Source organism: Mesomycoplasma molare (genome assembly GCF_024918955.1).
Lineage (GTDB): Bacteria > Bacillota_I > Bacilli_A > Mycoplasmatales > Metamycoplasmataceae > Mesomycoplasma_A > Mesomycoplasma_A molare.
Genome location: NZ_CP103423.1, coordinates 331,005 through 345,828 on the forward strand (window position 1 = coordinate 331,005; position 14,824 = coordinate 345,828).

Genomic DNA, 14,824 nt, shown 5'->3' on the forward strand with positions numbered 1-14,824 from the left:
TTTAAAAACAAAATACTTTAACTTATTCTTACCGAAGCTTTAACTTATACATTTCCAAATTAGCTTATATTACAAACTAAAAGTTTGAACTGTTTTTTTGTTAATTAAATGATAAGTTTTAAAAATCCCTCTATTAGTAACTTTTCTAAAAAAGGTTATTGAAATATTAAAAAAAGTTAATAGAAAATTTTTCAATTTTAAATTTTTAATCATTCTAGATATTAAACTTTTTTTCAAATTAAATGAATAAAAAAAGTTAAATGTGAAAGATGCTTGCTTTTCTTTTTCAATAGTTAAAATAGTGCACTCTTGTTCTATCCAATTAGAATCAGTTGTTTTTAATTGTCATGCACATATCTCATTTATTTTTTTAGTTTTTTTGTAACTAATATTTTTTGAATTTTTAGAACTCAAAAAAATTATTGAGCGTATAAATAAAATTTGGTTTGCACTAAATTTATCATTTTGGAAAAAATGTAAAATTTCATTTTTGTGAATTTTGGAATATTGATTTTTACCAGAATTAAATATTTTAACTTTCACAAAAATTTCATTATTTTCTACTTTTATAAATTTCATTTTTTTCAAGTCATTTATCGCTTGATAAAAACTTGATTTAGCTAAATTAATCCCTTCGTCATTTAATAGTTTTCAAATTGTAAAGATTGAACATTTTTTAGATTTTATTTTTCTTAAAATTTCAACAATTAAAATTAGTAAAACTCAGCTATTTTTCTTAGAACTAATTTTTTGTAAAATTCAATTATCTAAGTAAAATCATTTTTTCCTTCTGCTTAAAATTTTTTCCATATCACATTCCTTTTTTGAAATTATTTTAAAAATGTGATAAAATTTAATTGGTCATTTGTTTTCGCTTTTCGCGGAAACTTTTTTTTATCCCATTTTTAATTTTGATTAAAATGAAATTTTGATTAAGTTAGATTTTTATTTTTAGAACGAGTTAATAAAAAATTCCAACCCTTTACGAGTTGGAATTTTTCGACTCCAGAATTTTGAACTGACTCAATAAATATTAATTAAAACTATTAAAAATTACAAGATTATTACAAGAAAATAATGAAAGGGTCGAAAAATTTCGCCCCATAATTTTTATTAACTTCATTAATAAAAACCGCTTTACAAGCGGAATTAAAAGAAGGGGATATCCCCTTCACTCCTTTAATAGTAAACAGGGAGTATAAAATATTATAAATTGTAGTACAATGTTTTTATAATAAAAACTACTGGTGCACTTCAATTTGCATTTTAGGAAAAAACAGATGTTAAAAAACATCTGTTTTTTTACAACTAAAAGTTGTTTGTGCATCTATAAGCCGCGTTCTGTACTTTAAAAAAGCGTCAATTATTTATCTAGATTTATAAAAATCTCTCTATTTTTATTCATTTCTAAAAATAAAGTTCCCCTACCTTTATTTGGGTTTCTAGCTCATGGAGTTTACCGCGTTTCACCTTAATTAAATAAGCTCGTCTCTGTGGCACTTGTCGTCTAGGCTTGGATTTATTAGATCCAACATGAACACTACTATCATCTCAGATAGTGCTAGCGCGGACTTTCCTCTACAATTTAATTGCAGCAATTGACCGATGCATATTTTATTTTAACAAATAAAGAGAAAAAACCTATTTTTTTCTTTTCTGTAAAAATAAAAAGAAAAAAGAAATATTAAATATAAAAATGATTAAAAAAATAAAATTAATAATATTTATTTTACTTATTGTGTCAATTTCTAGTGGAGCTTTTTTATTTTTTAAACAAGAACAAAAACAAATTGAACAATCACAAACTATTTTTATAAAAGTATCAGGGGCTGTAAATTATAGTGGAGTTTTACCTTTTAAAAAAGGAGTTAAGTTAAGGGAAGTATTTTTCAAATTTTTCCTTAAATCAAATGCTGATATTTCTTCTTTTGACTTGGAAGAAAAAATATTTGAAAATAAAAATTTTTTTATTCAAGAAAAGAAAGAAAATAAGAAAAGTATTCTTGATGTAAATGAAAAAGATCTAGAAAAAATTTCAATCAGAGAAAAGATTATTGTTAAATTAATGGAATTTATTTTAAAAAACAAAGGAAATAAAGTAACATGAGAGGATTTTTTAAAAATACCAGGAATTGGGGAAAAAACTTTAAACCTTTTAAAGAAAGAATTCACTATTTAATTTGTTATATAATTTATTTTATCTTTTCAATTTTAACTTTTTTATTTAAGATATACTCTTTTTCTTTAGTGAATTTTTCGATACTTATCCTTTTCTTGATAAAGAGAGAATACAAAAAAATTTGAATTCTAATTATTATTAGTTGTTTTTCTTTTTTAAAAATATATATGGATGAACAAATTCTAGAAAACGAGGAAATTGATATTAGTAATATAAAGTTTACTAAAGTCGCAAAAAATAATTATATATTTTTAATTAATGGAAAAAATGTATTAATACAAAATTACAATATAGAAGAAAATTATAGTTATATTTTAAAAGGAAAAATATCAAAAATTGAATATAAAAATTACAAATTATCATGATATTTGTTTTTAAAATCTAAAAATATTGTTTATGAAATGAAGTCAATAGAATTTATAAATAAATTTAGTAGAATAGATAATATTTTGTTTAGGATTAAAAATTTTATTTCTTCAGGTAAAGAAAATTATAAAAAAATTATTCCTTTACTACTTATATCGGAAAACAATTATGATCAAAGTTCAGTTGTTGAAAAATTAAAGTCAATATCTATTTATCATCTTTTTGTTATATCAGGCTTTCACATCACTTTAATTAGTAAATTACTTAAAAAAATACTCACTTTTATAAAACTAGATTTTTTTTATAGTCTTTTTATTTGAATCTTATTTGTTTTATTTTACTTACTCATTTTAAACTTTGCTATTTCTGCACTTAGGGCATTTATTTTTCTTTTATTTTTAGAAATAAACGGAAAATTGTTAAAAAATAAATTCTCAAAAATAGAAATTTTACTTTTTACAGCTTTATTATTTATATTTGTAAATTTTTATATCATATTTTCCTTCTCTTTTATTTTAACTTTTTTGATAACTTTGAACATTTTATATATACTAGAGTTTAATATAAAATCAAAATTATTAAATACCTTTTTTATAAGTTTTACTTCTAGCTTTTTGAGTTATTTTATTTTAAATCTAACTAAAAAATACGATTACAATGTTTTATCAACTTTTAATTCCATTATTTTCTCATGAATAGTTTCTTTATTTTATGCTATTTCAATTTTTTTAATCTTTTGAAAAGATTTTTTAAATTATTTAAGTTGACTTTTTTTAAAATTAATAGATTATTACATTAACTTCCAAGTTTTTTTGAAAATAAATTTAGATTTTTTATTTTTTTTAAATATAATTTTTATATATTTTGTTAGCTTAGAATCTATAAGAATAAAAATTTTTAATAACTATAAAATTTTTACATATAAGGAGTAAAGTGTATTTTTTTTACGGAAATGAAGAATTTTTAATAAATAAAGAAATTAAAAAAATAATTAATAAAAATAAAAATTATAAAGTAATTTACTTAAATGATAGTAGTGAAGAAGAAATTATAGAAAAAATTAATGAAAAAAATTTATTTTCCGAAAAAGAAATAATAGTTATAAAAAATAAGGATTTTTTTTTAAAAAATAGCCCTAATTTTAATAATCATATAAATGATTTTATAAACGAAAATAACAATAAAGATAAAATAGTAATTTTTTATTTAAACGTAGAAAAAACAGAGAAAAAAGTTTTTTCTAGTCACTTATTTAAACTTCTTATTTCTTTACCGAATCGAAAACAATTTAATAAAATTAGTGATAAGGAAAAATCTGAATACATTAAAAAGATTGTTCAATTTAAAAATGGGAAAATAAGCGAAATTGATGCTATTAAACTTTCTTTAATTTTACCCAATGATCTTTATACAATTTCGTATGAAATAGATAAATTATTAAACTATGACAGTGAAATTAATTCAGAAAATATTGATAATTTAGCATATCATTTTAACCTTGAAAGCGATTTTGCTATAATAGATTCTCTTTTAAAAATGGATTATTTCGAAATGAAAAGTACTTTTTTAAAAAAAATTTCACAAGGAATAGGTGTTAATAATTTGATATCACAAATATTTTCGTTTTTAAACATAATTTTTGCATCTAATTTGTATAAAGATAAAAAAATGGATGATAAAACTTTATCGGAAATAATAAACGTTCATCCATTTAGATTAAAGAAAGCGAAAGAATTTTTAAAGAAAAATAATATAGAAATAATAAATAAAATGATATCAAAATTATCAGAAATAGATTTCAATATAAAAAATGGTACATTAAAAGAAGAAGAGGGGTTTGAAAAATTTTTGTTTTTAATTTTTGAATTAAATAACAAATTTTAATTAATATGAAAAAAAATTATTATGAATTATTAACTAATAGATTTTATGATTCTAATAGTTCAGGAGTGGGTGATTACTTAGGAGTTGCTCTAAAAGAAGAATATTTTAATAATTTGGAAATAGATGAACTAATAATTCCGTCATTTTTAGATAATTATTCTGAAATAAAAGACAAAAAATTTATTAAACATCATTATGGAAGCATAGAAGATTTAAAAAATATGATTATGTTTTTTCATAAAAAAAGAAAAAAAGTGAATATGATTTTTGATTTTAAAAAATCTGATCTTTATTTTAAAAACTTAAAAAACTATGAAATAATATCAAATTTAGAAGATAATTATCCTTTAGAAAATATAAATAATACTTTTTCCTTTTTTGTTGACAGTGAAGTAACTAAAATTATTGACTTAAAATGATTAAGATCTGAAAAAAAAGATAATTTTTTAAAAATAATAGAAATATATTTATCTTTAGGTATTGATGGAATAGTATTTAAAAACATTTTGTATACAAATGAACCTAATTTAAAATTCGATACTAATTCACATATAATTATGAATAATTTAATAGAAAAAATAAAATATTTAGATAATAAGATTAAGTTATACGGAGTTTTAGATTTTTCATTTTTTAAACATTATCAGAAAAATAATTTTAAAAAATTTAAATTTGATGATTTTTTCTTCGATTTTTACTCTAATTATTGAATTGAAAAAAAATTTGATAATGAATTTAATAAAAAATATTCAGTCATTAGAAATTGAGTTTTTATTAGAAAAATGCTTTTATATAAAGAGAATTATGCCTTTATATTAAACAACGAACAATACGGGAGAATTTCTTCAAGATTGGCAGAAAATAGAGAAGATATAAACTTATTTAAAAAAATGCTTTTCGCAATTTTTATTTTAAATAATAAAAATGACTATTTTTTTCAAGGAGATGAAATAGGTCAAGAAAATATTCATTTTCTTTCGCAGGAAGATTTGGGTGAAGATTTATTTAGTTACAAAAAAAGGTTATTAGAAGAAAAAGGTATAAATAAAGAGAATTTCTTTGCGAATAGAAGTAAATTATCTAAAAACAATAATATGACTTCTTTTGCTTGAAATTCCGAAAAAGGAATGGGGTTTAATAAACAAGAAAAAAATTATTTCAAAAAACCTATAGAATTTAAAAGTAATAATCTTACAAAAAATTTTAAAGATCCAAATTCTTTATTCAATTGAATCAAGGAATTACTATATTTTAAAAAAATGTTTTTCGAAGAAAGCGAAAAAATAAAGTGTACAAAAATTAATTTAAATTTTCCTAACCTTTCTGTATTAAAATACAAAATAATATTTTCTAAATGTGAATTTTTAATTTTTATAAATTTATCAAAAAAAACTAAAAAAATATATGTTAATAGAAACAAATTTGAATTAAAAATAAATAGCTTAAAAGATAAAATAGAAGATAAAAGTATTTTAGAAATTTCTAAATATCAAGTTCTTTTGTTTCAAAAAAAATAATTTTTTATTTATAACTAAATAATTAAAAAAATGCTATAATTTTTAACGTTACTTATGTAACCATTCTAAAAAGGTTTAAAAACATTTATCTAATAAATGTACCTCAAAGATGAGCCAATATAAGGAGGACAACATGTTTGCAATTATTAAAACTGGTGGAAAACAATTGATTGTTAAATCAGGAGATACTATTTTCATCGAAAAAATTAATGGAAACGAAGGTGATGTAGTTTCATTCGATGAAGTTCTTGTTTTAGATAACAAAGTAGGAACACCTTTTGTAAAAGGGGCAAAAGTTTCAGGTGTTATTGAAAAGCAAGGTAGAGCAAAAAAAATAGTTGTTTATCGTCATAACGCTAAGTCAACTCATAAAAGAAAACTTGGTCACCGTCAACCATATACTCGTGTAAAAATTACTGAATTGAAAGGATAATTTAAAATGGCAAAAACCAAAGCAGGTGGTTCTACAAGAAACGGTAGAGATTCCATAGGTAGACGTCTAGGTGTTAAACTAAGTGATGGTCAGTTTGCAACCGCAGGAGCAATTATTTTTAGACAAAGAGGAACAAAAATTTTTCCTGGAAATAATGTTGGTCGTGGAAATGATGATACACTATTTGCATTAATAGATGGATATGTTAAATTTGAAAACAAAAGAAACAGAAAAGTAGCTTCTGTTTATGAAACAAAAAACTAAAAAACAAAATCTAAGATAACTAGATTATTAATCTAGTTATTGTTTTTATTTATTTTTTTACATTAAATGGTATAATTCCATAACTATTTATATATTAAAAATATATAAAAAGTTAAATTGCTTATTTAAATTAAAGGGGAAAAATGGAAAGTAAATTTAAAATTCGAAAATTTGGTCCAGTTACAGAAAGAAGAGACTATTCAAAAACAAAAAGAACATTGGAAACTCCTGATTTTTTAGAAATACAAAGAAACTCTTTTAATTGATTTTTAAAAGAAGGGTTAGATGAGTCTTTAAATAAAATTTATCCTATAGTTTCTACAAATGGTAAGATTGAAATTCAATATATACCAGGTTCTGTTAGAGTGGAAATACCTAAAGATGAATTTAAAGCTATAAAAGAAGCTAAACAAAAAGGTACTTCTTTTACTGGAAAAATTATAGCTTCATTAAGAAAGCACACTGTAGAAACGGGAGAAATTGATGAAAGCTCCGATATTATTTACGGTGACATTCCTTTAATGACTAGTGGTGGAACCTTTATAATTAACGGATCAGAAAAGGTTATTGTTGCTCAATTGATAAGATCAGCCGGTGCTTATTTTGGAAGAAATGTTCGTAATAAACAAGCTGATGATTTGTTCAATAAAGTTGAAATAATTCCTCAACTAGGATCATGAATTGAAATTTTCCATAGGGTAACAGGGAATAGTGTCGATACTGTAAAAATCAGAATAGATAAACATAAGAACATAGGTCTTATTACTTTTTTAAATGCTTTAGGTTTACAAAAAGAAACCATAACTAAATTATTTGGAAAATCATCAGTTTTAGAAGAATCATTAAGAAAAGAAAAAACTTTTTCAACAAAAGAAAATTCCGAATTAATATATAGAATAATTAGAAGAGGGGATAGAATTACAGAAGAAGCTATCAATAATTTAATTCCTTTAACTCTATTTAATGATAGAAGATATAACTTGTCTAAAACTGGTAGATATATGATAAATAGAAAGTTAAATCTTGTGGAAAGAATTTTAGAAACATATCTAGCAGAAGATTTGATTTCAAAAGAAGGGCAAGTTTTATATAAAAAAGAAACATTTATTACACCAAAAATTGCACTTGAAATTCAGTCACAATTTGATAAGGGGATTTTGGAAACAGTTGATATTCCAGATATAACTGAAGAAGTTTACGGAAAACAACTAGAAAACAACAAAGAATTATATAAAAGAACAAAAGTTGCAATGGTTAAGGTTTGACCAAATAAAAGATCAATGGAATTAGAGAAAGAACCTAATTTAATAATAGCTAATGATCCTACCTCAACAGAAATGCATCTATTAATTTCTGATATAATTGCAACCATTTCATATTATTTTAATTTAATTGATAATTTAGGTAAAGAAGATGATCCAGATTCACTTGTAAATAAAAGAGTGGTTGGAGTTGGAGAATTATTACAAAACAAATTTATCATTGGGTTAACAAAACTAGAAAAACATGCTAAAGAAAAATTATCCACAAAAGAAATGGATAAAATTACACCTAAAAGCATTAATAATAACAAACCTATATATAACCAATTTAAAACATTTTTCAACTCTTCAAAATTATCACAATTTATGGATCAAATAAATCCTTTAGCGGAAATAGCTAATAAAAGAAGAGTAACTTCTTTAGGACCTGGTGGTCTTAATAGAGATACAGCGCAATTTGAAGTGCGTGATGTTCATGCAACACATTACGGAAGAATTTGTCCTATTGAAACACCAGAAGGGCAAAATATTGGGTTGATTTTAAATTTAGCTTCATATTCTAAAGTTGATGACTATGGTTTTATTCAAACACCTTATTATGCAGTTGAAGATGGTATTGTAAATTACGATAAAGTTCATTGAATGACAGCTGTTCAAGAATACGGATTTAAATTCGCACAATCTTCAATAACAGTTGATGATGATAATAGAATTATAGATGAGACTATAACAGTAAGAAAAGATCATGAATTTTTAATTGTAAAACCAGAAGAAGTTGATTATATCGAAGTTTCTTCAAAACAAATGACTTCTATTGCATCTAGCACAATTCCTTTTCTAGAAAATGACGATGCGAACCGTGCATTGATGGGTGCTAACATGCAAAGACAAGCTGTTCCTTTAATTGAATCTGAATCTCCTTTTGTTGGAACAGGAAGTGAGTATGATGTAGCAAAATATGCTGCAACTAATTTAAGAGCAAAAAAATCTGGTGAAGTTATTTTCGTTGATTCACAACAAATAAAAATAAAAAGTGAAGACAAAAATGAAATAATTACTTACAATTTAAGAATTTTTGAAAGATCAAATCAAGGTACAGTAATTAATCAAAAACCAATAGTGAAACTTGGTGAAAAAGTTTATCAAGGCCAATTAATTTGTGATGGTCCATCAACAAAAAATGGTGAATTAGCTTTAGGTAAAAATATTCTAGTTGCATTTACAACATGACAAGGATATAACTTTGAGGATGCTATTATAATAAGTGAAAAACTTGTTAAAGATGATGTATTTACTTCTATTCATATTGAAGAACAAACAATTCAATTTAGAGCTTCAAAAGCGGGAGATGATATTTTAACGACAGATATACCAAATGCTTCAGCTCGTTCTAAAAGACACTTGGATGAAAACGGAATTGTAAGAATAGGTTCTGAAGTTAATACTGGTGATATATTAGTTGGTAGAACAAGTCCAAAAGGAGAAGATAATCCTACTCCAGAAGAAAAATTAATGAATGCAATCTTCGGAAATAAAGCATCTAATCAAAAAGATACTTCATTAAAAGTAAAAAATGGAGAAGGTGGAACAGTTATTGATGTTCAAATTTTATCTCGTTCACAAGGTGATAGTTTAGAAGACGGTATTGATAAAATTGTAAAAGTATTTATCGCTCAAAAGAGAAAAATTAAAGTCGGTGATAAAATGGCTGGTCGTCATGGTAATAAAGGTGTTATTTCTTTAGTTTTACCAGTTGAAGATATGCCTTATTTAGAAGATGGTACACCAATAGATATCTTATTAAATCCGCAGGGTGTTCCTTCACGTATGAATATTGGACAAGTTTTAGAATTACATTTAGGAATGGCTGCTAAAAAGTTAAATGTAAAATTTGTAACACCTGTTTTTGATGGTGTAAAAAATAAAGATATAACTGCAGTTTTAGAAGAAGCAGGTTTACCTACTTCAGGTAAATTTAAATTATTTGATGGTATAACAGGGTTACCATTTGATAATGAAGTTTCTGTCGGTGTTATGTATATGCTAAAATTACAACACATGGTTGATGATAAAATAAACGCACGTAGTGTTGGGCCTTATTCATTAATAACTCAACAACCACTTGGTGGTAAATCACAAAATGGTGGACAAAGATTTGGGGAAATGGAAACATGAGCATTAGAGGCGTTTGGAGCTTCTACTGTTTTACAAGAATTATTAACTTATAAATCCGATAATATTCAAGGAAGAAATATCCTTTACAACGTTTTAGCAACAGGTGGAAAAATCCCAAGACCTGGAATGCCTGAATCATTTAACGTTTTAGCTTATGAATTAAGAGGTTTAGGAATTAAGTTAGAAGTTCATAAAAAACAAAACTATAAAGACGAAGAAGAATTCGAACAAGAGGAAATTAAAACTGTCGAAAATAATAGTAATGATATTAGTATAGAAGATGAATTTTCACCTGAAATTATTAATGACTATAATTTACACGGAAGTTCTAAAAAAGAAGATTCAGAACATTTAAACATATTAAATGAAGAATATGAAGAAGGAGAATATTAATGAGTGATTCAAATAAAATTACAAGAAAATATGCAAGCATAGATGAAAATTCAATAGACAAAATATCTCTTTCACTTGCTACTTCTGAAGATGTTCTTGAATGATCACACGGAGAAGTTACTAAACCAGAAACAATCAACTATAAAACATATAAACCAGAAAGAGAAGGTTTATTTGATGAATTGATTTTTGGACCAATTATTGATTATAAATGTTCTATTTGTGGTAGAAAATATAAAAAATCTAATGAAGGTACTTTTTGTTCTGCAACCGATCAATGTAAAAATTTAAAATCAGAAATTTTACCTAAAATTTCTAGAAGATCAAGAATGGGGCATATAGAATTAGGTTCACCTGTAGTTCACTTTTGATTTTTTAGAATCGATCATTCTATAATTTCAAAATTACTAGGAATTAAAACAGAAGATAGAAATAAAGCAGTTTCTAAATCATCTTTAGAGTCTTTAATTTATTATAAGTCACACATTATTTTAGAATCAGGAGGAATTAAAGCTCTTCCTAAAAATCAAATTATTGAATTAAATGAAGCTGGTGTTATTTATAGAGATGCTTTAATAGAAATTAGATCAAAATATGATGAGAATAGTGAAGCATATGAAGAACTAACAGAAGCTCTTAAAGACTTAACTGAATTAACTTCTTCTAAAATTGGTAAAGAATACGGAATCGATTTTTATGAATTAAATGAAATTATAGAAGAATATTCAGATGCTAGAATTTCTACAGGATCAGCAGCTATAGAATATTTACTTGAAAATATCGATTTAGAAGCAGAAGCGAAAAAAATTCATGAGGAAATTGATGAAATTCAAAATTTAAGTCCAGAAAAACAAACTTCTACTAAAATTCAAGAAAGAGATAAATTATACAAAAGATTACAAGTTATTAACTCTTTTATTAGTTCTGGTCAAAAACCAACTTCTATGTTGATCAAACACTTACCAGTTATACCAGCTGATTTAAGACCTTTAATTCAATTAGATGGTGGTAGACATTCAACAAGTGATATAAACGAACTATATCGTCGTATTATAATTAGAAATAACCGTTTAAAAGATTGAAAAGAAAAAGATGCTCCTGTTTTAATTATTCAAAACGAATTAAGAATGATACAAGAAGCAGTTGACGCTTTAATTGATAATCAAATAAGAAGTCCATCCCCAGTTGCTGCTAAAGATGGTAGACCTTTAAAATCTATTTCAGATGCTTTAACAGGGAAAAAAGGAAGATTTAGACAAAATCTTTTAGGTAAAAGGGTTGATTATTCTGGACGTAGTGTTATTGTTGTTGGACCTAACTTAAAAATGAATCAAGTGGGTATACCAAGGGAAATGGCTGCTAAATTATTTGAACCTTGAATAATAAGAAGATTAATGGAACAAGAATTAGCTTCTTCAATTAAAAGTGCTAGAAAAATGATTGAAGAACTAAATCCAATAATTTGACCTCATGTTGCTAAGGTTATAGAAGGTAAATTAGTGTTATTAAATAGAGCTCCTTCTTTACATAGACTTTCAATTAGAGCTTTTGAACCTGTATTAGTAAGAGGGCGTGCTATTAAATTACATCCATTAGTAACTGCTGGATTTAATGCTGACTTTGATGGTGACCAAATGGCTGTGCATGTACCTATTTCTCCAAAAGCTATTAGAGAAGCTAGAGAATTAATGTTTGCAAGTAAAAATATTTTAGGACCAAAAGATGGTGAACCTATAGTAAACCCTTCTCAAGATATGATTCTAGGGTTATATTACTTAACCAAAGAAGAGAAAGATGAGACATTAAGAAAAGGTGAAGGTAGATATTTCTCAAATTATGATGAAATGTTAAGAGCTCATGAAGTTGGTGTTGTTTCACTTCATGCCAGAGTTGCATTACCTTTTTCAGAAGTAAAAAAATCTGTTGAAACCTCTTATAAAGGATTTATTATTTCAACTGTTGGAAAATTTATATTCAATAATTGCTTCCCTGATAATTTTCCATTTGTTTTTGATACAAATGTAGATAATCTTTACAGTAATCAAGAAACACAATTACAAAAATATATGGTTCCAAAAGGCGCTTCAATTCCTGAATTTATTAAAAAATTACCACTAAATGAACCTTTAAATAAAAAACATATAGCAAAAATTATTAGACAAACATATGATAATTTTGATATAGTGGTATCAATGGAAGATGTGGCTTCAGTTATTAAAGAAATTAATTATGAAAATTATAAAAATTCATTTGAACTTTATTCAACATTAATTGATTATAAAGAGGAAAAAATTTCTGTAAAGCATGCTTCTAATTTAGCTAAATTTACTATTAAAGAATTTGAAAATATTTATAAGAAAATAAAAGCAAGAAATAATAATTTTGATAGAGAGTTAGAAAAAGAAGAAAAAGTAGAATTGCTTGAAAAAATTTGATTTAAATATACTAACTTAGTTGCTGATATTCTTGATGAAATTAAAGATTTAGGGTTTAAATATTCTATGATTTCTGGAACATCTATTTCTATCGGTGATATTAAGTTAGCTCCAAGAAAAGATCAATTTATTAAAGAAGGTGAAGAATATACTTCTAAACTCAATAATTTCTTTAAAATGGGGATGTTAACTGACGATGAAAGATATATATTAACAGTTAACAAATGAACAAGAATTAAAGATGAAATACAAAATGATTTAATAAATATAACTAACGAAGAAACTAATAACCCTATTTTTATGATGATGAAATCAGGAGCTAGAGGAAATATTTCTAACTTCGTACAATTAGCTGGTATGCGTGGATTGATGGCTAATAACGTTAAAACCTTGAAAGCCGATGCTGAAAACGAACGTGTTGTTCGTTCTATCGTTGAGGTTCCGGTTAAAAGTTCTTTCTTAGAAGGACTAACATCATATGAATTCTATTCTTCAACACATGGAGCTAGAAAGGGAGGTACTGATACAGCCCTTAACACAGCTAAATCAGGATATTTAACTAGACGTTTAGTGGATGTTGCGCAAAATATTGTAGTAACACAAAATGATTGTGGTTCTGATTTTGGATTTTTAGTTAAAGAAATTGTTGATACTAAAACTAATTCAAGTATTGTTTCATTGTTCGAAAGAATCGAAGGAAGATATACAAACTCAGAAATAGTACATCCAGAAACAGGTGAAATAATTTTAGAAGCAAATAAATTTATTACTCCAGAATTAGCTACAAAAATTATTGATTCAGGTATAAAAGAAGTAGAAATTCGTTCTATATTAAGTTGCCATACAAGAAATGGTGTATGTAAAAAATGTTACGGAAAAGATTTAGCAACAAATAGAATAGTTGCCATAGGGGAAGCTGTTGGTATAATAGCTGCTCAATCAATTGGTGAACCTGGTACTCAATTAACAATGCGTACTTTCCATACAGGAGGGGTTGCCGGAGTTGAAGATATAACTGGAGGTTTTGCAAGATTAATAGAATTAATTGATGCTTATGATAGACCTTGAGGTAAACCTGCGCAAATTTCACCAGTTGAAGGTATAGTTTATTCTATTGAAGAACAACATGATAAAGAAAATAATTTAACAGGTGATAAACTTGTAAAAATTAAATATTTTGATAATGAAGCTAAAGAACATGATAAAGTATTTTATGTTCAGTCAAATAGAAAATTAAGAGTTAAAGTTGGGGATAAAGTTATACCTGGTCAAAAGATTACTGAAGGACCAATTATATTAAAAGAATTATTGAATTACACTGATGCACGTAAAGTTCAAAACTACTTGTTAAAAGAAGTGCAAAGACTATATAGAATGCAAGGTATTTCGATAAGTGATAAATATATTGAAATAATTATTCGTCAAATGCTTTCAAAAATTTTAATAACAGAAGCTGGTGATTCAGATTTATTTGTTGGATCATTAGTAGATGTATTTGAATATCAAGAAGTAAATGGTAAACTATTAAGTGAAGGTAAAAAACCTGCTTTTGGACAAATTGTTATTAAAGGTGCTAAACAAACACCACTACTATCAGATTCTTTCTTAGCAGCTGCTTCATATCAAGAAACTTCTAAAATATTAGTTCATGCTTCTATTTCTTCTCAAGTTGATAAATTAGAAGGTTTAAAAGAAAATATTATAGTTGGTCATAAAATACCAGCAGGAACTAATTCTAAATATGAAGAAAAATCTAAATATGATATTCAAGATCCTTTAAATTATTTTAAAGATTAATATTTTTTAAATTTAATAATAATTATGGAAGTAAAATTTCGCGCCATTTTTAATGGTATATAAACAAAACTAAAAATAAAAATACTTTGTTAGAAGTATTTTTATTTTTTTATTGTAAA

9 protein-coding genes and 1 other RNA gene are annotated in these 14,824 nt (G+C 24.9%); 8 read left to right on the forward strand and 2 right to left on the reverse strand.

Features of this window, described 5'->3' with window-relative positions; all coding sequences use genetic code 4:
- Positions 1-69: 69 nt before the first annotated feature.
- Both NX772_RS01570 and rnpB read right to left on the reverse strand, forming a co-directional pair.
- Positions 70-810, reverse strand: coding sequence for a hypothetical protein (locus tag NX772_RS01570; RefSeq protein ID WP_027123673.1), 741 nt, complete (start codon positions 808-810; stop codon positions 70-72).
- Positions 811-1,325: 515 nt separating this feature from the next.
- Positions 1,326-1,610, reverse strand: an RNA gene (rnpB, locus tag NX772_RS01575) — RNase P RNA component class B.
- Between the two features lie 86 nt (positions 1,611-1,696).
- Between rnpB and NX772_RS01580 the strand changes: the two genes are divergently transcribed.
- The 8 genes from NX772_RS01580 to rpoC all read left to right on the forward strand — a co-directional run bounded on the left by NX772_RS01580 (position 1,697) and on the right by rpoC (position 14,705).
- Positions 1,697-2,179, forward strand: coding sequence for an MAG0490 family ComEA-like DNA-binding protein (locus tag NX772_RS01580; RefSeq protein ID WP_027123672.1), 483 nt, complete (start codon positions 1,697-1,699; stop codon positions 2,177-2,179).
- Positions 2,104-3,477, forward strand: coding sequence for an MAG0480 family ComEC-like protein (locus NX772_RS01585; RefSeq protein ID WP_027123671.1), 1,374 nt, complete (start codon positions 2,104-2,106; stop codon positions 3,475-3,477). The genes NX772_RS01580 and NX772_RS01585 overlap by 76 nt, the downstream gene beginning before the upstream one ends.
- A gap of 1 nt (position 3,478) precedes the next feature.
- Positions 3,479-4,429 carry a DNA polymerase III subunit delta gene (gene holA / locus NX772_RS01590; RefSeq protein WP_027123670.1) on the forward strand — a complete coding sequence of 317 codons (951 nt, stop codon included), beginning with the start codon at positions 3,479-3,481 and terminating at the stop codon, positions 4,427-4,429.
- 5 nt (positions 4,430-4,434) lie between these two features.
- Entirely contained in the window at positions 4,435-5,946 is a 1,512-nt protein-coding gene (locus NX772_RS01595; RefSeq protein ID WP_027123669.1) for an alpha-amylase family glycosyl hydrolase, read from the forward strand.
- Between the two features lie 133 nt (positions 5,947-6,079).
- On the forward strand, positions 6,080-6,379 hold the full coding sequence (rplU, locus tag NX772_RS01600; protein WP_027123668.1) for a 50S ribosomal protein L21: 300 nt from the start codon (positions 6,080-6,082) through the stop codon (positions 6,377-6,379).
- A gap of 6 nt (positions 6,380-6,385) precedes the next feature.
- Entirely contained in the window at positions 6,386-6,643 is a 258-nt protein-coding gene (gene rpmA, locus NX772_RS01605) for a 50S ribosomal protein L27 (RefSeq protein WP_027123667.1), read from the forward strand.
- A 143-nt stretch (positions 6,644-6,786) separates the two neighbouring features.
- Positions 6,787-10,473 carry a DNA-directed RNA polymerase subunit beta gene (gene rpoB, locus NX772_RS01610; protein ID WP_259429400.1) on the forward strand — a complete coding sequence of 1,229 codons (3,687 nt, stop codon included), beginning with the start codon at positions 6,787-6,789 and terminating at the stop codon, positions 10,471-10,473.
- Positions 10,473-14,705 carry a DNA-directed RNA polymerase subunit beta' gene (rpoC, locus tag NX772_RS01615; RefSeq protein ID WP_027123665.1) on the forward strand — a complete coding sequence of 1,411 codons (4,233 nt, stop codon included), beginning with the start codon at positions 10,473-10,475 and terminating at the stop codon, positions 14,703-14,705. The genes rpoB and rpoC overlap by 1 nt, the downstream gene beginning before the upstream one ends.
- Positions 14,706-14,824 lie beyond the last annotated feature (119 nt).